Annotated in this window: 14 protein-coding genes and 1 pseudogene; 14 read left to right on the plus strand and 1 reads right to left on the minus strand. The window is 39.7% G+C overall.

Annotated elements, in window-relative coordinates; genetic code table 11:
- Nucleotides 1-16: 16 nt before the first annotated feature.
- From CA2015_RS20455 to CA2015_RS20485, 7 genes are all read left to right on the plus strand, one after another.
- Nucleotides 17-2191, plus strand: a complete 2175-nt coding sequence (locus tag CA2015_RS20455; RefSeq protein WP_048643581.1) for a DUF2231 domain-containing protein — start codon at nucleotides 17-19, stop codon at nucleotides 2189-2191.
- A gap of 392 nt (nucleotides 2192-2583) precedes the next feature.
- Complete coding sequence (locus tag CA2015_RS20460; RefSeq protein WP_048643582.1) at nucleotides 2584-3588, plus strand: FecR family protein; 1005 nt, start codon at nucleotides 2584-2586, stop codon at nucleotides 3586-3588.
- A gap of 128 nt (nucleotides 3589-3716) precedes the next feature.
- Complete coding sequence (locus CA2015_RS20465; RefSeq protein WP_048643583.1) at nucleotides 3717-7100, plus strand: SusC/RagA family TonB-linked outer membrane protein; 3384 nt, start codon at nucleotides 3717-3719, stop codon at nucleotides 7098-7100.
- A 17-nt stretch (nucleotides 7101-7117) separates the two neighbouring features.
- Nucleotides 7118-8653 (plus strand): RagB/SusD family nutrient uptake outer membrane protein, encoded by a 1536-nt coding sequence (locus tag CA2015_RS20470; RefSeq protein WP_048643584.1) that lies wholly within the window; start codon nucleotides 7118-7120, stop codon nucleotides 8651-8653.
- Between the two features lie 198 nt (nucleotides 8654-8851).
- Nucleotides 8852-11194, plus strand: coding sequence for a PSD1 and planctomycete cytochrome C domain-containing protein (locus CA2015_RS20475; RefSeq protein WP_053086721.1), 2343 nt, complete (start codon nucleotides 8852-8854; stop codon nucleotides 11192-11194).
- A 4-nt stretch (nucleotides 11195-11198) separates the two neighbouring features.
- On the plus strand, nucleotides 11199-12659 hold the full coding sequence (locus CA2015_RS20480; RefSeq protein ID WP_048643585.1) for a DUF1501 domain-containing protein: 1461 nt from the start codon (nucleotides 11199-11201) through the stop codon (nucleotides 12657-12659).
- An 807-nt stretch (nucleotides 12660-13466) separates the two neighbouring features.
- Nucleotides 13467-15368, plus strand: coding sequence for a sialidase family protein (locus tag CA2015_RS20485; protein ID WP_048643586.1), 1902 nt, complete (start codon nucleotides 13467-13469; stop codon nucleotides 15366-15368).
- Nucleotides 15369-15571: 203 nt separating this feature from the next.
- Here the strand turns inward: CA2015_RS20485 and CA2015_RS20490 are convergent, their stop codons facing one another.
- Nucleotides 15572-17683, minus strand: a complete 2112-nt coding sequence (locus tag CA2015_RS20490; RefSeq protein WP_053086722.1) for an outer membrane protein assembly factor BamB family protein — start codon at nucleotides 17681-17683, stop codon at nucleotides 15572-15574.
- Between the two features lie 338 nt (nucleotides 17684-18021).
- Between CA2015_RS20490 and CA2015_RS25240 the strand changes: the two are divergent.
- From CA2015_RS25240 to CA2015_RS25470, 7 genes and pseudogenes are all read left to right on the plus strand, one after another.
- Nucleotides 18022-18126: pseudogene (locus CA2015_RS25240) on the plus strand (type II toxin-antitoxin system HigB family toxin); the annotation flags it as partial.
- Nucleotides 18127-18244: 118 nt separating this feature from the next.
- Nucleotides 18245-18442, plus strand: coding sequence for a hypothetical protein (locus CA2015_RS25380; protein WP_316934190.1), 198 nt, complete (start codon nucleotides 18245-18247; stop codon nucleotides 18440-18442).
- Between the two features lie 249 nt (nucleotides 18443-18691).
- Nucleotides 18692-19456 (plus strand): GDSL-type esterase/lipase family protein, encoded by a 765-nt coding sequence (locus CA2015_RS20500; RefSeq protein WP_048643587.1) that lies wholly within the window; start codon nucleotides 18692-18694, stop codon nucleotides 19454-19456.
- 101 nt (nucleotides 19457-19557) lie between these two features.
- Complete coding sequence (locus tag CA2015_RS20505) at nucleotides 19558-20421, plus strand: AraC family transcriptional regulator (protein ID WP_048643588.1); 864 nt, start codon at nucleotides 19558-19560, stop codon at nucleotides 20419-20421.
- A gap of 122 nt (nucleotides 20422-20543) precedes the next feature.
- On the plus strand, nucleotides 20544-21485 hold the full coding sequence (locus CA2015_RS20510; RefSeq protein WP_157470556.1) for an MBL fold metallo-hydrolase: 942 nt from the start codon (nucleotides 20544-20546) through the stop codon (nucleotides 21483-21485).
- A gap of 533 nt (nucleotides 21486-22018) precedes the next feature.
- A complete protein-coding gene (locus tag CA2015_RS20515) occupies nucleotides 22019-22828 on the plus strand; it encodes an alpha/beta fold hydrolase (protein ID WP_048643590.1) in 810 nt (269 codons plus the stop codon).
- Between the two features lie 118 nt (nucleotides 22829-22946).
- The gene (locus tag CA2015_RS25470) at nucleotides 22947-23111 is read left to right on the plus strand and encodes a hypothetical protein (protein ID WP_394332068.1); all 165 of its coding nucleotides are present in this window, start codon (nucleotides 22947-22949) and stop codon (nucleotides 23109-23111) included.
- Nucleotides 23112-23208 lie beyond the last annotated feature (97 nt).

A 23208-nucleotide genomic window follows, 5' to 3' on the forward strand; every position in this document is an offset into this window, starting at 1 on the left:
GGCAAATTTCCTATTTATGAAGATCAAGTACCGGTTTATTGCAGAGAGCACTTTGTTCGTTTTGAATATTCTGCTTTTGTATTTTTTGTTATTGGAACAATTTGTGGAAATCCCTTATTGGTTACAGCCTTTGGGAAGGCTCCATCCCATGGTGCTACATTTCCCTATAGGTTTACTTTTTTTGTCCATGGTTTTAGAATTTTTCAGGTTCCGAAAGGAGTTTGAAAAAGAGCAATTCTTTCAGAATTTTCTAACTTCCTTACTATTGGTTGCTGTGATCACTGCAGGTATTGCTGCCCTGATGGGATTCTTTCTTTCCCTGGAAGAAGGCTACGGAGGTCCGGCATTGAATTGGCACAAGTGGAGTGGGGCCGGAATTGTTTTTTTTGCCAGTGGACTTTACTTTTCAAGGGAGAAGTTATGGTACAAGGCGAAAGTGGCTAAAATTTCAGCTTCAGGATTGATAGGGCTTACCATTATGGCCGGTCACTATGGGGCAGCACTTACGCATGGGGAGGATTTTATATTTGAGCCCATCATTGCTGCCCGTGAGGTAGTAGTACCTATAGAGGAGGCAATTGTATTTGATCATCTGATTATGCCAGTATTGGAAAAAAAATGCAATTCTTGCCATAATCCAAGCAAAGCTAAGGGTGAGTTGATTATGACAGATAAAGTTTCTTTTTTAAAAGGTGGTGAAACAGGGAAATTGTTTGAAAGTGAATCCCTGGAAGAAAGTGTGCTAATTCAAAGGCTTTCGTTGCCATTAGAAGATGATGATCACATGCCGCCTTCCGGAAAGCCACAGCTTACGCCAGATGAAAAACTACTTCTGGAGTTGTGGATAAAAAATAATCCTGACTTTGAGGTAAAAGTATTGGCTTTGCCAGCAAGTGATTCGCTCAGGCTTGTGGCTACTAATTTAATAAATCCTAAAGCCGGGGAAAAAGTATATGAATTTGAAATGCCTGATGAAAAAGTGCTCGAAACCCTTAACAACGAGTATAGGGTAATAAGACCATTAAGTAAAGGTTCGCCTGCCCTTGATGTTACCATTTTCAACGCAAATGCATATAACAGTAATTCATTAAAAGAACTTGAGCCATTAAAAAATCAAATCGTCTACCTTAGTCTCAATAAGCTACCTGTTGAAGATGAAGACCTAAAAATAATTAGCCAATTTAAGAACCTGGAAAGGCTAAACCTTAATTTTACCAATATTAGTGGAAAGGGGCTTGAGTCTGTTTTTACAATTTCAAATTTAGAACACCTTGCTATTTCTGGTACTGCCATAACCCTTGAAGATTTAAAGCCCCAACTGGGGAAATTAAAAAGACTGCAATCAATTTCAGTTTGGAATACTTCTATTGATGTGGAAGACCTTGAGCCTTTGAGAAATGAATTTAGCAATATTCAGATTGTTGCAGGTAGAGAAGGCCTTGAGGGTGAAAAAATCAAGCTTAACGTTCCCATGCTTGCAAATCAATCCAGCATTTTTCAGGATTCTATTGCATTAGAAATTGGGCATCCCATAGAAAATGTAACTGTCAGGTATACATTGGATGGTACAGAGCCAGATAGTATTTCCTCTCCCATTTTTGAGAAGGGCAAGGTATGGCTGGATCAAACCACCTCCGTTAATGCAAAAGCTTTCAAGGAAGGGTGGTTTGGAAGTGTAAACACTACATTTTCCGTGTTTAAGAATAAATACCCGCCAGACTCAGTGAATTTATTGACTCGTCTAAACCGTGTACATCCGGCCAATGGTTCGGCTACTTTTTTCGATGGAGATTTTGGCGGTTTCAATGCCAATAGCCCTGCCTGGGCAAATAACTGGGCAGGCTTTTCCAATGAAGACATGAAGCTCTTATTGTCCTATGAGCAAGAGGTGGAAATATCCTCTGTCTCTTTCAATGTTTTGGTAGAACCAGAAACCATTATATTTCCCCCTTCTCAAATAGAAGTTTGGGGTGGAAAAAACGAAGACGATATGGAATTAATGGCTAAGTTGAGTCCAGATTTACCTTCAGAAGAGCGAAAGCCTTACATTCAGTTAATTACGACTTCTTTTAATCCTGCCAAAGTGAAATGTTTGATGGTAATTGCGAAAACAGTTAAGAAAATCCCTTCATGGCATAGAAATAAAGGTAGAGGAGCCTTGTTACTGGTCGATGAAATGTTTATTAATTGAAACGATTTCAGCACGTAATAGATTGTCAATTACATATTTCGGGTTTAATAAGAATACAGTTTATTTTTTTTTGAGTTACGGGTTTTTGTTCACTCACTGGTTATACAAGTATTGAACCCAAAAAAGGCAATATTTATTCTGTTCTATGATGAACTTAAATCGAAACCTATTATAGATTATTCTTTCTGTCAAACATTAAACCCGGATTATGGAATAGGATTTTCCATGTTTACAGGAATTGTGGTAATCGAAAGAAAATAAGGCTATTTGAACCGATTTCAGCAAGTAATAGATTTTCTATTGCGTTAAGCCATTTCTTCATTGTTACCGGTTTTTTGATGATTTCATCCTTTAAATTGAATGCTATTTCCCAATCTTGGTAAAACCAATTGATGGACGAATTTCAACACGATATTGATCATTTGATTCTTTTGTATTTGGAGGGAAAAGCTTCAAAGAAACAAATGAATGCATTAAATTATTGGCTCTCCAATTCGCAGGAAAATAAAGCCACATTTGATGCCATTCAAAAAATCTGGAGTAGCGAGGCATCTATGGAGGTAGTCAGCTTCAAGGAAAAAGGAGATAAAATATGGGCTGCATCTAAAGAAAGAAAACAAGAGTCAAAGTCCACTATTCACCCCACTTGGTATGGCTATGGAAGTTGGGTAGCAGTAGTAATTGTTCTCTTACTTTTTACCGGTATAGGGGTGTTTTTGGGAGCCAACAAAGATGTTGCCCTGGAAAATAAAATTACCTGGATAAAGAAAGAGAATCCGAAAGGCCAAAAGTCTACTCATCAATTACCAGACGGCACCAAAGTTTGGTTAAATGCCATGAGTAGTATGGAATACCCTTCCATTTTTTCAGACAGTATAAGAAAAGTAAAAATTACTGGGGAAGCCTATTTTAATGTTGTATCCAATCCTTCACAGCCTTTTATAGTAGAAAGCAAAAGCCTGAAAATTGAGGCTTTGGGGACTGCATTTAATGTAAAAACTTTTCCCGATGAGTCCACTCATGTCGTTTCATTAATGAAAGGAAAAGTAAGGGTAAGCAATTTTCCCCAAAACCAAAGTTCCCTGTTGGATCCGGGTTTTGAAATTGTAGCAGAAAATGAGTTCGAAAATCTTTCTTTGAGAAGGATAGATTTTGAAAATTCATTCGGTTGGAAAGAGGGTATTCTTATTTTCAATGGTGATGATTTTTTTACTTTCGTCCGATTGATAGAAAGGTGGTTTGGTGTAAACATAACAGTGAAAGGAAACCCACCTTCAGACTGGAATATAAGGGCAAAGTATTATAATGAGAGCCTAACAAATGTTTTAAGAGACATTGGTTTCAACAAAAACTTAAAATTTGAGCTTAATAAAAAAGAGTTATTTCTAGAATTTTAGGTCAATATTCCTCAGGAATTTTACAAAATTTTTACATCCTTTTATTTAATTAAAATTTATACAAATCTATGAAAGAAAATTAAGCATTTTACCAAAACAACCCATACCCAAACTTAACCCAAAACAACATGAAAATAGATTACAAAAGCCATTTACATAGGGCTACCAATTTTTCCTTAATTGGTATTCTTATCCCTCTTATGCTGGTGAATTTCAGCATTGCACACGGAGCAGGAGCTCAAAAAGCCATTAGTATTGAGAAGGTTTTTATCGAAACTTTTTATTCTAATACTACACTCAAAGAGGTCTTTGATGACATCGAATCCAAAACTGATTTTGTATTCACTTTTGATTTTAAAGATGATTTCTTAAAAGAAAGATTTTCAAGTCCCTTGAAGAAAAGAAGTGTTGAGGAAATCCTTAAAAAAGTATCAGGCCAATCAAAATTGGCTTTCCGACAAACCAATAACAATATAAGTGTTACCAGGTCTACTAAAGGCTCTAGGGTAATCGAAGTTATTAGTAAGGTGGATGACATAGGCATAAATGGTCGGGTTACTTCGTTTAGTGACAAGCAAGGCCTTCCTGGTGTCACTATTTTAGTGAAAGGAACAAATATTGGTACTGTTACAGACATCGACGGTAATTTTTCACTAAATGTGCCCAATGAAAATGCGACCTTGGTTATTTCCTTTTTGGGATATGAAACACGTGAAGAATCCCTAAACGGGCGAAGCATAATCAATGTTGAATTGTCCGAAGATGCCAAGGGTTTGGATGAGTTTGTTGTGATAGGATATGGTATACAGAAAGAACGGGAAGTTACTGGGTCTATCACCAGCGTGGAAGCTGATCAGTTGGAAGACCAGCCAGTAGGTCAGTTTGTTCAAAAACTTCAGGGCAGAATGGCTGGGGTGCAGATCAGTCAGGCTTCTGGTACACCAGGTGGTGGCATGGCCGTAAGGATTAGAGGGGCAGCCTCTATCAATGCAGGAAACAATCCACTTTATGTGGTCGATGGATTTCCTATCGTTGGAGATATTAATACAATCAATCCCAATGAGATTGAAAGTTTCTCAGTACTAAAAGGGGCATCTGCTTCTGCCCTATATGGCTCGAGGGCAGCTAATGGAGTAGTTTTAATCACCACCAAAAGAGCTAAACCCGGCCAGACCTCGGTGCAATTAAGTGTTATTCAGGGGGTTACCCAAGTTCCCAATAGAGGAAGAGCGGATTTGATGAATGCGAGAGAATTCCTGGAAGATAGGAAAGCCATTTATGAAGATAAAATTCGGTACGAAGGCTATACAGGTGGGATCCCGGAATTGTATCAAAACCCGGAAGCCTATACTGGACCTGATACAGATTGGTATGATGAGTTGTTACAAGGAGGCAAACAAAATAGTTACAATGTTTCCTTTTTAGCGAACAAGGATAATTTTAGTTCTGCGACCACAATCGGTTTTTTTGACGAAAAGGGTGTGGTTATCAACACTGGTTTTCAACGTTTTTCGCTTCGGACAAACAATGAATACAAGATAAATAAAAACATTAGGGTTGGTCTCAATTTAGCACCTACCCATCAACTCAGTAGAAACCAGGCCACTGACGGTTTTTACAGCATTCTTTATTCTGCCATTATCACTCCACCGATTTTTTCACCAAATGATGTAGATGAAAACGGAAACCAAAAGGTTAGTTTTACAGGTCCAGGGCTTTTTACTTTTCCGAATTGGAAAAAAACAATGACAGAAACCCTTGATCGATCTGCTACTAACAGGTTATTGACAAATGCCTATTTTGAAGCAGACATTCAGAAGGATTTCTTCTTTAAAAGTAGCGTTTCTGTAGATATGGGTACCGCCAAAAGAAGAATCTTTAACCCCTCTACAGCGGGTGGTATATTTTCACCTCCGCCAAAACTTGCCACAGGCTCGTATACTACTTATGAATACAGCTCATGGTTAACAGAAAACACGCTTAATTATACCAAAAATATTGGCAATCATTTTATTGATGCCCTGGTAGGTTATTCTGCGCAAAAGTACCACGAAGAATACAACCAATTGACTGGTACAAGTTATCCTGATGATGAAGTTCCCTGGATAGATGCGGCAGCCATTCGTTATGGAAGTGGTAATATGTCTGAATGGTCTTTGCTATCCATGTTCAGTCGGTTGAATTACAATTATATGGGAAAATACCTGCTTTCTCTTTCTGTAAGAAGAGATGGCTCTTCTAGGTTTGGTTCCGAAAACAGATGGGGTACTTTCCCATCTGTCTCTGCAGGGTGGATTATTTCTGATGAACCCTTTATGGCAGATTTCACTGACTTGAGTTACCTAAAAATCAGAGGTGAATATGGGCATGCTGGTAATTTTAATATCGGAAATTACAGTCAGTTTGGGAACATCTCTTCTACCAACTATGTATTTGGAGGAACCTTGGCACAGGGTAGAAGTCCCGTATCTATTGGCAATCCATTTCTCACCTGGGAAACCACGAAAGGTATTGATTTAGGGGTGGATGTAGGCCTTTTTAACGACAAAGTTTCTTTGGTTTTTGATTTTTATGACAAACGAACGAATAATATGCTTTACCAGGTGGACATTCCTTATGGAACAGGTTATCCAAATATCCAGGACAATATTGGAGAATTTCATTTTTGGGGATATGAATTTGGTATCCACGCAAGTGTGATAGAAACTGCCCAATTTCAATGGAATTCAGATTTTAACATCTCATTCAATAGAAACAAAGTAATCCAATTGGGAACCAACAATACCCCTTTGGGAGGAATTGGAAATTATTCCTCTACGATCTGGAAAACTGAGGTCGGTCAACCTATTGGTCAATTTTATGGCTATGTTTTCGACGGTATCTACAAAACCCAAGAGGAATTTGACTCTCAACCTACCCATTTCACTTCTAGTGTGGGAACGATTAGGTACAAAGATATCAATGAAGATGGAGTCATTAATGTGGATGACAAAACTTATATAGGCAACCCCAACCCTAAATTCTTTTATGGCTTTAACAATAACTTCTATTACAAGAATTTTGACATGAATATTGTCATTTCTGGTTCTTATGGAGGTAAAATGTATTATTCTCTTGCTGAATGGTCTGAAACACTGGAGGGAATATTTAATGTGGAAAGGTACATGAAAGACAGGTGGAGATCCTTGGAAGATCCAGGAGATGGAATCATCGGAAGATCCTTATCCGGCACTACAGAGTTTCCAAGGAATGTACAAGACAGGCTTGCCCTGGATGCCTCGCATTTAACTTTTAAAAACATTACGTTAGGTTATTCCTTGCCTGAATTCAGTGAATTTGTCAGCTCATCAAGGGTATTCCTAAGTCTTCAAAATGCCTTTGTTCTAACGCCTTATAAAGGAGCAAACCCTGAATCAAGTTGGCAGGGATTGAATGGTTTACAGGAGGGTGTGGACATCAGTCCTTACCCCATTCCAAGAACTTATGCGCTAGGTGTAAACTTTAATTTTTAACCCAAACCAACTAAAACATGAAGAATTTATTGACAATACTCGCAACAATATTCGTCCTGAGTTCCTGTTCAGAAGATTTCTTGAATCTGGTTCCTGAAAGTTCCATTACCTCAGGTAACTTCTATAAAACAGAAGATCATTTCAATCAGGCCCTTGTAGGCTCTTATGCTTCCCTTAGAGGAGCAAAAGGTTCTATTGCTTCATGGGTGATGGGAGAAATGAGGTCAGATAATACTCATCTTGAATTCAATATTACCAACCGTGGTCCGGGATATATAGAACGGGAATACGCAGATTTCTTTACTGACGATGTGAACAGTGGTTTGGTGGCCAATAAATACAATAGCTGCTATATTGGAATTGCACGTACCAATGAAATATTGGATCAAGTTGGAGAATCTCTTTTGAGCGAAGATAAAAAAGCCCAAATTGAAGGAGAGGCTAGTTTTTTAAGAGCACTTTTGTATTTTGATTTGGTGCGGTATTTTGGTGGCGTACCTCTTTATCTCACATCCGTCAAAGGAGCTGATGATGCCTACCTGCCTAGAGCTTCTGTGAGTGAGGTTAATCAGGCTATAATTAGTGATTTGGAAAAGGCCATTGCATTGCTCGATCCTGTATCTTTCCCTCAAAATGGGAGAGCCAATGAGGGAGCAGCACGAATGCTACTTGCTGATGTATACCTGACTACTAAGGATTACTCAAAAGCGGAATCGGAACTTTCGAAGGTTATACAAATGGGGTATTCTTTATTGGATAACTATGGAGATATTTTTGAGCTGAGCAATAAAAACAGTATTGAGTCTATATTTGAAATTCAGTTTCAACAAGGTAACCAAGGTCAAAACAGTGATTTTCTCTACCCATTTTTACCCCTCTCTGCTGACGTGAGTATGATTACCGGAATTACTTCTCAAAATCTCCAGGGAGGCGGTTGGAATACACCCACCTTTGAAATGCTAGGTTCGTATGAAGATGGTGACGAAAGACTGCCGGCCTCTATTGGGGTAGTTGAAGGAACTGGACAGATTGGAAATTTATTTATCGATGAATTGAAATCTCCGGTCAATTATACACCTACACCAGGTAAAAGAACTTATTTGTATGTAAAGAAATACCAACATGCGCATGCATTGGAACGGAATACTGATGATAATTTCCCTGTATACAGGTATTCTGAAGCATTGCTTTCAATGGCTGAAGTACTAAACGAGCAAGGCAGGTCGGGCGAGGCATTGCCTTACCTTAATCAGGTGCGTTTAAGAGCTGGATTGGATCCTGCGACAGAAACCAACCAACAAGTGCTTAGAGAAATTATTGCCCATGAAACAAGGGTGGAATTGGCATTTGAGAACAAAAGATGGCTGGATCTGGTAAGAACGGACCAAGCCATAGACGTAATGAATGCCAATGGTGTTTACCTCAAGGAGTTCTATGCCGGAGAATCCTATATACCTGAAATGAGCTATAGGGTAACTTCTGAAAGGCTGTTGTTTCCAATTCCACTTAGAGAAATAAGGATTGGCGATTTGGAACAAAACCCTGGCTATTAAGTCTTAGTGTTTAAAAAAATGGATCAATCAAGAATGTAAAATAGAACAGCAGGCGATTTAATATTCCACTGCTCTAGCAAGATGCCCTTCTATAAAGTAAATTTTGAAGTGCCTGCTGTTCTTATTATATTCAACTTGATCTCTTCTCAGTTTGACCTGGTTTAGGAAAAATTGAAAAGGAAGAGAAACCTGATACAAATGAAGAAGAAAATACAAACCAACTCATTTATTGGGCCATTGTTAGGGATTCTATTCCTTTCAATCGTAGGCTGTGCAAATGAAGAGGTGGGAGAAGCCAGTCTGGAGCCATTTCCTGATGTAGTCAGTTATAATTTTCATATTCGACCCATTCTTTCTGACAATTGCTATGCTTGTCATGGTCCTGATGCCAATGCAAGAGAGGCAGGATTAAGGTTGGACCTTGAAAGTGAGGCTTATAAAGCTCTGGCAGAAAATCCTGGTGCCTTTGCTCTTGTTCCCGGAAAACCCCATCAATCAGAGGTTTACCTTCGCATCAATTCTGAGGATGAGAACGAAATGATGCCTCCTCCGGATTCCAACCTCAAATTGACCAATAGAGAGATTGAGCTAATTAAAACCTGGATCAAAGAGGGGGCCGTTTATGAGAAACACTGGGCTTTTGAGCCTCCTAAATACCATGAACCTCCTGCAGTAAAAGACAAAAAGTGGCCGGTCAATGAGATTGATTACTTTATCCTTAAAAGGCAGGAAGACATTGGGTTGAATCCGAACGAATCTGCTTCTAAAGAAAACCTTTTAAAGCGTTTGAGCTTTGACTTGACAGGCCTTCCGCCTACGCTGGAAATGATGGACAAGTTTAATAGCAATAAGGACCCGAATGCCTATGAGGTCATGGTGGATTACCTTCTGGCTCAAAACGCTTATGGTGAGCGCATGGCTGTTTATTGGATGGATATCGCCAGGTATGCGGATTCCTATGGCTACCAACTGGATAATTTCAGAACACAATGGGCATGGAGAGATTGGGTAATTCATGCTTTCAATAAGAATTTATCCTATAAAGATTTCATTACCTGGCAACTGGCAGGTGACCTCTTGGAAAACCCGACCAAAGAACAAATTTTAGCAACAGGCTTTAATAGGAACCATAAAATCACGGAAGAAGGAGCTGTGGATGAGGAGGAATACCGGATAACCTATGTGACGGACAGGACCAATACCGTTGGCAAAGGGATCTTGGGCATCACCTTTGAATGTGCTGCCTGCCATGACCATAAATTCGACCCCATCTCGCAGAAGAATTATTATGAAATGTTTTCATTCTTCAACAATATCGATGAATTAAGGACTTCTACAAGTCCTATTGATCCATTGGCTGGTACACCTAAGTCTTATGCCAAAAAGCCTTTTATTGAAATTACAGATGAAGATGCAGAAGGCATTTTATCCTTTGTGAACAAAAAGGATACCAGCACTTTAATTGTATCCGTAATGGGTGAACTGGATACCATGCGGAACAATTATATTTTAGAAAGAGGCGTTTTCAATGCTTTTGGTGAAGAAGTATTTCCTGCTACTCCTGAATCCATTTTAGGTTTCGATGCCAAATACCCCAAAAGCAGACTAGGGCTGGCCAGGTGGTTGTTTGATGAAAAGAACCCACTCACTTCCAGGGTTTTTGTGAACAAAATCTGGAAGGAGTTTTTTGGGAGAGGAATAGTCAATACTACCGGGGATTTTGGGATGCAAGGGGAGTTGCCTAGTCATCCGGACTTGTTGGATTGGCTGGCCATTGATTTTATGGGAAATGGGTGGGACATGAAACGATTAGTAAAGCAAATAGTGATGTCTGCGACCTACAGGCAATCAGTTACTGTAAGTCAGGAAGAAAGGAACCGTGATTCGGAAAACAAGTACTATACCTATGCCTCCCGCAACCATTTGAAGGCTGAGTTTATAAGAAACATGGTATTGTCCTCAAGTGGACTTTTAGTGCCGGAAATTGGCGGTAGAAGTGTTAAACCTTACCAACCGGACGGACTTTGGGAAGCGGCGACTGCAGGAGGCTCTACTTTAGCTGAATATACCCAGGATCATGGTGAAGATCTTTATAGAAGAGGCTTGTATACCTTTATGAAGAGAACAGTTCCTGCGCCTTCCATGTTGATATTTGATGCCAGCAACCGGGATCAATGTGAAACAGAACGCTCTTTTACCAATACGCCATTGCAGGCATTGGTAATGCTAAACGACCCTACCGTTCTAGAGGCTTCCAGGGTTTTGGCTTCCAGATTGCTTAGCGAAAAATCCACCGAAAAGGAAAAAATAAATAAAGCATTTCGATTAATTCTATGTAGAAAACCCAAAGCCAAAGAGCTGGAATTGCTGGAATCCTATTATAAGGACAAGCTAGCTACGATTACGGAGGAGGATGCCCTCGAATTGGCATCAATTGGTGAATATCCTCAGGAGGAAAATGTGGATAGGCAATCAGTAGCGGCACTTATGCAAGTAATTTCTACAATGTACAATATGGAGGAATCCATAAGCAGATCTTAAACAAATGGAGAAAGAGATATTAGAATACGGACTGAATAGAAATAGAAGAAGGTTTTTGTCAAAATTGAGTTTGGGCGTTGGAAGTGTGGCCTTAGGTTCATTGCTTATGCCCGACCTTTTTGATCGGGTAGGGGGGAATAAGGATTTAGAGATGGCCATTCCAGGCTTACCTGACTTTGCGCCAAAAGCCAAGCGGGTGATTTACCTGTTCCAAAATGGTGCCCCCTCACAATTGGAATCTTTCGATTACAAGCCCAAACTCAGGGACATGCAAGGCCAGGATTTACCTGCCTCTATCCGTGGAGACCAAAGACTGACGGGTTTTACGGCCAACCAGTCTTCCCTTCCATTGGTAGGCTCTTTTGTGGATTTCAAGCAATACGGCGAATCCAGGGCCTGGGTAAGCGATCTTTTTCCCAAAACCGCAGAAATTGTAGATGACATTTGCATCATTAAATCCATGCATACGGAGGCCATCAACCATGACCCTGCGCTTACGTTTTTTCAAACTGGAGCACAACAAGGCAATAGACCCAGTATGGGCTCTTGGCTTAGTTATGGCCTTGGAAGTGAAAACCAAAACCTGCCTTCTTTTACGGTATTGATATCCAGAGGAGAAGGCAATAGTCAAGGGGTTTATTCCAAATTGTGGTCCAATGGATTTCTGGATTCCATCCATCAAGGCGTACAGTTCAGTAGTGGGGAAGACCCTGTTTTGTACCTCAAAGACCCAAAAGGGCTAAACCGGTCTGACAGGCGTGACATGTTGGACAAGCTGGCCCAATTGAATCAGTGGTCTTATGAGGACATTCATGACCCCGAGATCAATACCAAAATTCAGCAATATGAAATGGCTTACCGCATGCAAACTACCGTGCCTGAGACATTGGACATTTCCAAAGAACCCCAAAGCGTCATAGACATGTATGGGGAAGACTGTAAAAAGCCAGGTACTTTTGCTGCCAATTGTTTGCTGGCTAGAAAATTATCAGAAAATGGGGTACGCTTTGTTCAACTCTATCACCAGGGTTGGGACCAGCATGTCAATTTACCGAAAGAGATCACCTGCCAGGCGATGGATGTGGACCAGGCATCTGCTGCCTTGGTAAAAGACCTTAAGCAAAGAGGCTTATTGGATGAAACACTTGTTGTTTGGGGAGGCGAATTCGGGCGGACCAACTTCAGCCAGGGAGAAATAACCAAAGACAATTACGGAAGAGACCACCACCCAAGGTGTTTTAGTATCTGGATGGCAGGAGGAGGGGTCAAACCTGGGATTGTTTATGGAGAAACGGATGAGTTTGGATACAATATCACGAAGAACCCTGTTCATGTGCATGATTTTCAAGCTACACTTTTACACCAACTGGGATTGGATCATGAAAAGTTGATTTACAAACACCTGGGCAGAAGGTTCAGGTTGACAGATGTTTCAGGACATGTTGTGAAGGATATTCTTGCCTGATAGTGGGCTTATGGAATTTTTTTAGCATTAGTTGTTAGATGGGTGCTTTGATAAAACGGGAAGTAATGGTATCTGGTATTTAAGCGGGAAAAGGTAGTAGAGCTTCTATTTTATATTGAAGGCAATCCAAAATTAATCACTTCCTATTAAGGCTACCTAAGTTTATTTTTTCCAAGTATTTAAATCCCATTCAGCTAATTATAGATTCTCAGTGCTAATATTTACTCTTTAAAATTCAATTTATTGGGCTTAGGAGTCATTTAAGCCTATATTTCTACTGTTCATTTTTGGCTTGACCCAAAAACGAACCAAAAAAGTCAAGGCTGTCAAATCTTATTTCAAATGATGGTTCATATTTCAGTGAATAGATCTCTTCTACGTTTCCATCATTTGATTTTTGAATCAGGATTTCAGGCTAAAAATGAGTGGATCTCTTTGTGGGAGCTAACTCATTTTCTTAACGCCCTCCATCCTGATCCAAAAACCATAATCTTTGAAGGCCGGAAATAGCCTGATATAAAAGGCAACCCAGAAAGAATTAAAAATCAAACAATTATTTACTTCTAAATTGTTATAAACTATTTTTTACCAATTAGTATTCCATTAGCTTCCTGACTTTACTTTCCTCATATTCTCAAACCAGGGCTTAATGCCTTACAAATTTTTCAACATCTGGGCTCCTTATTTTAAATGACCATAATAAGCCTAAGGTTATATTATTTTTTCGGCGCATTAAATTCGGCTTTACCCTGTTTTTAGCTTAAAATATAAGATATTTATTGATGTATTGTCTTTGATATTAGACCCATGAGAATAAAATTTACTTTAAGGCCAAGCCATTTCCTTCTATTTAGCGTAGTATTTTGGACCTTTGCTGGCAAAATAGATCCGGTTATAGCCCAGTCGGGCGATTGGAGAAATATTAAAAATGGCCGGATTATTCCTGACAAAAGCTATAGTGATCAGCCTTATATCGTAAAAACGGATGATGGAGCTTGGTTGTGTGTGATGACCACCGGATCCGGCCATGAAGGAGCCACCGGACAACATATCATCAGCCAGAGAAGTTTTGACCAGGGCATTACCTGGGAAGAAATAATAGAAATAGAACCTTCAGACGGCCCTGAGGCCTCCTATGCAGTGCTTTTAAAAGCTACTTCCGGTCGGGTATTTGTGTTCTACAATCATAATACTGACAACCTTAGAGAGGTAAAAGGAGATGATCCTCCCTATAAAGATGGGATTGTAAAAAGGGTGGATAGCCAGGGCTATTATGTGTTCAAATACTCGGATGACAATGGGCAATCCTGGTCCAAGCAAAGGTATACCATTCCCGTTAGGGAATTTGAAATCGACAGAAAAAACCCTTATAAAGGTGATATAAGGTTTTTTTGGAATGTGGGGAAGGCATTTTCTCATGAGGGAAGTGCTTTTGTTCCCTTGACCAAAGTGGGGGGATTTGGAAATGGTTTTTTTACCTCAAATGAAGGTGTTTTACTAAAAAGTGACAATCTCTTCGATGTGGCCGACCCAGCTGATGCCAATTGGAATACCTTGCCTGATGGAGACATAGGCTTGAGAACACCGGAAAATGGCGGTCCAATAGCTGCCGAACATAGTTATTCCATACTTAGTGATGGTTCTTTTTTTGTGGTTTACCGTTCATTGGATGGGCATCCGGTTTACAGTTATAGCAGAGATCAAGGGAGAACCTGGGACAAACCCCAATACATGCGATTTGCCGATGGGCGCTTGATGAAAAACCCGAGGGCAGCCAATTTTGCCTGGAAATGTGAAAATGGTAAATTCCTCTATTGGTTTCACAATCATGGAGGCAGGTTTATCAGGGAACATCCCAATCCGGGTTCTATCGGTTACAATGACCGCAATCCGGTATGGATGGCAGGAGGCGTGGAAGTGGATGGGAAAGATGGTAAAGTGATTCAATGGAGTCAACCGGAGATTTTACTATACGATGATGACCCATTGGTCCGCATGAGTTACCCTGACCTGATGGAAGAGGGGGGCAATTATTTTATTACCGAAACACAAAAGGACATTGCACGGGTCCATCAGATTGACAACGCCTTTCTAGAGCGGCTTTGGGGCCAATTTGAGGAACCTATACCGGTTCGGGATGGCTTGCTGATCAATTGGTCAGGAAAGGGCAAAAGTTTACCGCAAAAACTTCCGGCTCCGGCTGTTCCAAACTTTCGGGTTAGAGATACCAATACCGCTGATTACAGAGGAAAAAGCACCAATGCAGGCTTTACCATAGAACTGGGATTTTTGCTTTATGAAGTGAAAGAAGGGCAGGTTTTGGCGGATACCAGAGACGCTTCAGGCAAAGGTTGGTGGGTAGGCGTTTCAGATAAGAACAACCTTACGTTTCAGATGAACGATGGCCAAACCGAGGTCGGATGGAGCTCTGATCCTGGTACCATACAACCAAATACCCAACATCAGGTAAGTATCCTTATAGACGGAGGCCCAAATATCTTCGCTTTTGTTACAGATGGCCAATTAAATGATGGGGGAGCGCACAGGCAATTTGGTTGGGGCAGGTTCAGTCCTTACTTCAAATCGCCAGAAGGCTCAAAGACTTTACTACTAGGTTCAAGGATAAAAGGAGAACTGAGTTATGTGAGTTTTTTTGATCGGGCTTTGATGGTCTCGGAAGTTTTGGCTAGTCAGAGGTGTAAGGAGTGATGGGGGGATGTAGTGATTTGGTGATGGGATGAGAAGGGTGATTTAGTGATCAAGGTTGGGGATTTATGTATTTGATTAAAGCTTTTTTCATTGCTTTTATTTTAAAGTTGTCAATTTTGTACTTTTTTCTAAAAGTCAGATTGTTTTTTAACAATAGGCTTAGAGGTAGCCGCCTTCCCTAAAGACATCTAATTAGAACTGCATCAATCGGGAAGGCTAAAAACCATTACAGCACCTCCTGGGTGGGGTTTCATTTTTGAACCGCCTACAGAGATGGCAATGTATTGCTTGCCGTTTACAGCATATACACTCGGGGTAGCGTGGCCGTCAGAAGGTAGCTCATATTCCCATAGTATTTCTCCATTCTCTGTGTCAAAAGCCCTGATTTTGGAATCAGAAGTAGCAGCAATAAAGAGTAACCCACCGGCTGTTACAACGGGACCACCATAATTCTCAGTGCCTGTGACCGGAATTCCTCGTTTGGTTAGCTCTTCATATTCTCCCAGTGGCACCTTCCATTTTATGGTGCCTGTATTAAGATCGACAGCATTCAGTGTGCCCCAGGGTGGTTTAATAGCAGGATATCCTTCATCATCCTGCCAACGTTGAAAACCGCGGAAGACATAAGGTGGCGCCTTGTCATCCCGCTCGTTTTTTGAGCTAACAGCCGTTTCTTCATTAAAGAGGAAGGAAATGATAGCTTCTCGACGTGCTTGCGAAACCTGATCAAAGGCTGGCATACGTCCTCCTCCCTTTTTTATTACCTGCATTACCACTTCCTTGTCTAATCGCTTGGAGATGCTTTCTAGGGAGGGAAAACCGCCCGTAGGATTACCTTTACGATCGGAACCATGACAGGATGCGCAATGGATCAGGTATTGTTTTTCCCCGAAAGGCAATGCACTGCCATCTGCCTTTTGTGTAGGAACCATCTGGTAAAACCAGGGAATCTCATTTACATTCACATACAGTATTCCTTCGGGATCTGCTGCAGCACCACCCCATTCCATGCCTCCATCGTATCCGGGAAACATGATCGTTTGATCGGTACTTGGAGGAGGGTAGCCCCCATAATTTCCCGATTGACTGAATACCTCCTTGCTTATTTGCTGTGCTCTGGGAGATATATTGGAAAAGTCATCCTCAGTATATTCCTGCCTCATTAATGGAGCTGGCTTGGTTGGAAAAGGCTGCGTTGGCCAGGTTTGGATTTCATCAATTTTAGAGGCTGCTCTAGGTCGTTCCTCAATGGGCCAAAGCGGTTCTCCTGTAAGCCTATCATATACGAACAACAACCCCATTTTTGTACCTACAGCAACAATATCTACCTCTTTTCCTTCGTGCTTTACCGTAAGCAAAGTCGGTGGTTGAGGAATGTCCAAATCCCAAAGATCATGATGCACCAGTTGGTGGTGCCAAAGTCGTTTACCTGTATTCGCATCGAGCGCAATTAGCGAGTTGGCAAATAAATTTTCTCCATAACGGTTGCCTCCATAAAAATCCGGACCGGCCGTTTCAGTTGATAAATAGACAATGCCACGTGGTATATCAATTGCTAAACCTGACCAGTCAGATGCGCCTCCTGTATTTTCTAAATAGTTTTCCGGCCAGGTATCTGATCCAAATTCACCAGGCCTAGGCAAGGTGTGAAAAATCCACTTCCGCTTTCCAGTTCGAATGTCAAATGCCCGCACTGCACCAGGTAAATCCTCACCTACATTGGCCCCAATGATAAACATGTCCTTGTAAATCTGCCCAGGTGTATTGAGCGTTACATTTGGTTTACCTGGAACGTCCATTTCTTCACCAAGATGAATCGATCCATTTTCTCCAAAAGAAGCAATGAGTTCACCACTTTTGGCATTCAATGCAAAAAGCCGGTTTCCTTTCATAGTGAGTATGCGACCCGATTCACCATCATGCCAATACATTAGTCCCCGTTGGTCCCCATCAGCGAGCGATTCATGAACCTTGGAAGGATCAAAGGTCCAAAGTTCCTTCCCTGTCGCGCCATCCAAAGCAACCACCCGACTGTTTGGGGTAGCTGTGTATAGCCAACCATCGACAATTAGGTTATTCGTTTGATAATTGGCACTATCTCCTGTCATATAGGTCCAGGCCAATTCCAATTGAGACACATTTTCTCTATTTATTTGGTCAAGCGTTGAGTACTGATTGCTGCTAGGGTGGCCGAGGTAAGTTGCCCAGTCAGCTCCTGCACCTTCTGGTGAGGTTTGTGTGCAGGCAGTTAGGTATAAAAACATGTAAGAAATGGCGATGAGTTTGTGTTTTGAAAAATATTGATCATTGTCCATGTTCTTCCAGATTTTAATTTTGGGGATGAGGCATTATTGGCTATGCAAAATATAAAAAATATTGATCATGTTTATAAAATGGGAAATCTTTCGAAATATCAGATTGGGATTTAGGGGTTTGGTAGGGGGGATGAAGTGATTTGGTGAGATAGTGATCGAGTGATGTAGTGAGAGTACAAGCTCTATCCTAATTTAAAAAAAACAGTAGTTCTTCATTCGAGAACTTTCTGTATGTTTGTTTATTAAGTGAACGAATTAAACGAACAATTGCAATAAGTACCCTTCGGGAATATTGGGAAAAGCATGTAGATCCCGAACAATATTAGAAAACCTGGTACGATACGGTAAAAAGTGCAAATTGGTTTTCACCGATTGACGTAAAACAAACTTATATCAACGCAAGCATTCTGAAGAACAGTCAGATAGTTTTCAACATCAAATAAAATACTTATCGCTTGATAGTTAAATTCAATTACGAAAAGCAATGAGCATTTATTCGTTTTATTGGCACACAGGCTAAATATGACAATATTGATGCTGACACGATTTAGTAATGAAATTATGGAATTAAGGCCAATAAAGCCTGAAAAAGACTACCGAAATGGACTTAAATGTTTGGAGGTAATTTTTAATGCGCCAATTGACACCAAAGAAGAAGATGAAGCCGAAATACTTTCATTGCTCCTTGAAAATTATGAAAACGAGCATTATCCGATTGAATCAACAGACCCTATCGAAGCAATAAAAATACGAATGTAGGAGCTGAATATGCGTCAAAGGGACCTTGTCGGAATCATTGGCGGAAAAAGTCGTGTATCGGAGATTATGAACAGAAAGAAAAAATTAACCGTCGATATGGTAAGAGAACTGGAGCGAAAACTACAGATTTCAGCCTCTGTCTTGGTAAATAATTACCCGCTTTCTGGAAAATAAGATTGTTAAAATTCAAGTACCCAAGAAACATACACTAATCGACCTTAAACACATCATTTTAACCGTAAATTAACCATGAACAAATTTTTACTTTACCTGTTAGCTGCCTTTATAATATTCAGCTGTGAAACCAAAGAAAATAGCACCGAGGTTGAAATTATAGAGATCTCTGAAACAGTAGAAAACCCCGCTGCAATGGCAGTGAAAAAAGAGGACGAGGGATGGATTAAGCGGCATGAAACAATATTGGGCAGGCTAAATCAGGAGGCTGAATTGATTCTTGTAGGCAATTCAATTTTTCATTCCTTGGACAATGAAGACCGCAATGCGGTTTGGGAAAGGTACCTCAATCCCTACAAAACCATAAATATGGGAATTTCTGCGGACAGAACGGAAAATGTGATTTGGAGGCTTGAGAATGGTTCACTAGAAAATATAAATCCTAAAGTGGCCCTTCTCTTGATTGGAACCAACAATACCGATGGCAATCATTTTCTTACTGTGAGTACTGCTGAAGAATTGGCCGGAGGGATTAAAAAAATCTGTGCCATCCTTAACGAAAAACTTCCCGATACCGAAATCCTTATCATGGGCATTTTACCTTATGGTTACAAGCCAAACCATAGAGATAACATCAATAAAGCAACAAACAATATCGTTTCCAAATTCCCTGAAGAGCTACCATTTGTGCATTACATAGATATAAGTGATGTCTATTATGATGCCAATGGCAAAGTTATTAAAGAATTGATGCCGGATTTTCTGCATCCTAATGCCGAAGGCCATATGTTAATGTTTGAAGCCCTTGATGATAAAATAAAGGAGCTGATGGTGAAATAATGGATTAGACTACTTAACAATTCTACCGTAACAAAATTCTATTAAAAGAGGCTTCTTGGTTGTAAAAATCGCTATTCCACCCAATAGACTGAAAATTTTACTTGAAAAACATCCCCAACATATCTTTTCAAAGCGCGGAGGGCGCTACCAAAATTGAATTTCTGAAACTTTCAGAACTTTTTAGCCGGATTCAGGAAGATCCGAACCACGATCCTAAAAGGCCACATAGATTAGATTTTTTCGCCTTGTTAATTGTTACAGAGGGTACAGGAACGCATCAGGTAGATTTAAAAAAGTACGCTTTACGAAAAGGATCGGTTGTGAAAATAGCAAAGAACCAAGTGCACGCTTTTCAAGACGATCTGAATTACCAAGGTTATTTGGTTGTATTTACCGAAGAATTTGTTCTTAAATACTTTTCAAGGTCATCCATAGAGTTTCTTTCTCATCTCTACAATTACCATCTTTCGCTGCCTTTGGTAGAAAAGAGTTCGTATAATGAATCTTTTCTTTTTGATTCCTTGGCAGCGCTTAAATCGGAGAATCAATATGCGCAAATGGACATTCTTGCCAAGCTATTGGAACTTTATTTGCTACGATTAGACCAACAAACACAAGGGTCATTTAAGCGTATAATTAAAAATGAGTTTCATCAGATTTTTACCAATTTCAAAAATTTAGTAGAAAAAAATTACACCGAAACACGCAATGTAAAAGACTATGCAGACTGGTTGCACATTTCTCCCAAGCACTTAAACCATGTCGTAAGAGAAGTCACTTTGAACACAGCCAAAACCTTTATTGACCAATATGTATTACTGGAAATTAAACGCAGTATTTTGAGTACCGATAACAGTTTGAAAGACGTGGCATTCAGTACTGGCTTTGAAGAAGTGACCAATTTTACCAAGTTTTTTAAAAAACATACCGGCCTATCCCCAAAGGAATTTAAAACCAACATATAATTCAATCGGTTACACATTTACCATTTTTAAATCCATTTTGATAAAAATCGGTATTGCTGTCTTTCCCACCTTTGCTTCATCAATTTAAAACAAAAAAAAATGAAGTATTTAAAATTAAACTTTTGGGATTGGCACTGCTTGCCATGGCCCTGTTTACTGCTTGTGACAAAGATGATGAAGACAAAAGTCCAGGTGTTGAAATTGTAGATTTTGGTGCATCACCATCAGCCTCCATAATTACCACCGGTGAGGTAAGTGTGATTACCGAAAACACTGCACGTTTTCATACCTTTAACTTTGATGTAGCTCCTTACACCGTAACCATAGTAGAGACTAAAAATAAAGTGGTCGTTGTGAACTTGGGACCTGCACCAGTTTTTGCTGCTGAGCTTAAAACTTATATCGATGAAATTAACAAACCAGGAGCTGTAATCATCACTCACAATCATGGTGATCATTATGGAGGAGCAGGTAGCTTCACCGATTGGGATATTTATGCAGAAACTACAGTAGCAAACCAGTTAAACGGTACCGAAGATTTTACCAATGTATATCCAAATAACGTAATTGGCGTTTCTGGTAATCAAATTATTGGAGAGCTTGAGTTTTCCTTCAATAAAGTATCCAATGCAGAAACTGGAGAGAATGGTTACTTTTTCAATGAAGAACATAAAATCGTATTTCCAGGGGATTTGGTTTATAATCTGACCCACATTTATCTCAGAGAGTATACTCCGAATGATGGGGAGGACGAAATAGACAACTGGATAGCAGGCTTGAACTTGTTAAAAACAGAATTTTCAACTTATAACCATCTTTTTGTTGGCCATAACGGTTCCCGCTCAGATGTAACCGTAGTTATAGAGGAGAACATAGACTATTTAATGAATGCACAAGCCATCCTCAAGGGAAACCAACAGCTTACCAATGGTGGAAGCGCCACGACACAACAAGAGGTAGTGGATGAATTGCTATTGCTTTATCCGAATTACAAGGTAGGGGGCTTAATGCTTTCTTTGCCAGATGCCTTCTTCCCAGGAGACCCTGGAGCAGATTGGTTTTAACCCGAAATATGCTATAGACTATCTATTACGTGCTGAAATCGCTTCAAAATACCCAATCGTTGCTGTTTTCTTGCGATTGCAACACTTCCCGTAAACACGGGACAGGCTATCACGATCCTACATCCGGGTTAAAATTCCCACAAAGTTAATTCGGACAATAGAATTGATGTTCCAGAAAATTAGGGTTTCAAAATTTTTAAATAACAACTACCTCGAATTTCCACTTCGGTTTTTTGATATAAAAAAGTCAAATATTATTTATTGCATTTTGAGTGCCTTTGCGGAGCCCAAGTCTATTTTAGGTAATAGGAGGTGATAAAGGTTTAAGAATTTATCACTAAATATTGAAGATTTATTTACACATTTCCTTTTAGAATTTAATCCAGATGACTTTAATATTCTTTATCTTGGTCTAACAACCAAATAAACCATCTATACAAGTATAAGATCAGGGGTCAGCAATTTGTCTTTAGGAAGGTTTATTTCAAGAACTTGAATACCTGTTTATAATCTTCCATTGAATAAACGTATTTATGGCAAAAGCTAGAGTAAATAATATTGAATTACATTATGATGAATTCGGCAAAGGAAAGGAGGTAATTCTTTTTTCACATGGTTATTTAATGAACAATACCATGTTTAAAGGTCAAATCGATAAACTCAAAGCTAATTTTCGATGTATAGCCTTTGATCATCGTGGACATGGCCAAAGTGAAATTGCTACAAATGGTTATACATTAGATAATCTTGTAACCGATGTAATCTGCCTAATTGAAGAATTGAAATTAGATTCAGTTCATTTTGTAGGTATGTCTACAGGCGGATTCGTAGGGATGCGACTGGCTATTCGAAAGCCCGAATTATTGAAATCCTTAATTTTAATGGACACATCTGCTGAAGAAGAGGATAAAAATTCAAAGAAGAAAAATTATTTACTTTTATGGATAGTAAAAAATATTGGCTGGTATCCGGTAATTGGTAAAGCAATGTCAATGTTATTCCATAAATCATTTCTCCTTGACAAATCGCGTCAAATGGAGGTCAAAAAGTGGCGGAAAATTTTGATGAGTCAAGACAAGAGGGGACTTATTCCATTTGGAAAGATGATTTTTGAACGTGATAGTGTGCTTGGTAAATTAGTTGATGTAAACATTCCTACTGCCGTAATTGTAGGTGAACAAGATGTGCCCACTCCTACAGAATCAAGTAAAAAAATAGCTGATAGGATTCCTAATGCTGATTATTACTCAATCCCTAACGCTGGTCATTCTGCAGCAGTTGAGAAACCCGAGGAGGTTTATAAAGCAATGAGGGAATTTTATACTAAAAATGGAATGGTATAAATGCCAATATATTCCTATCAGGCAATTATTAATGTAGGTTTGTAGGACTGATTTTTAGCTACTTGCTCTGTCAAAATTTTGACCTATATTCACAATTTAAGCCACCTATCAAGCGGGAATTAATATAATGGCCGGCACTGACTGCCCGATTTTCTATTTAACTCCTGGAAGAAGTTTACATCAGGAATTAGTTGTATTGGTTGAAGCTGGATTATCTCCACTAGAGGCAATAAAAACTGCTACACTTAACCCTGCAAAATACTTTGATATGGAATATAATTAGGGAACAATTAAGGAAGGTAAGTGGCTGATTTGGTTATTTTGGATGCTAATCCCTTAGAGGATATTAAAAATACCATGCGGATTAATCAAGCAAGGAA

Origin of the sequence: Cyclobacterium amurskyense (assembly GCF_001050135.1) — a bacterium.
Classification (GTDB): Bacteria; Bacteroidota; Bacteroidia; order Cytophagales; family Cyclobacteriaceae; genus Cyclobacterium; species Cyclobacterium amurskyense.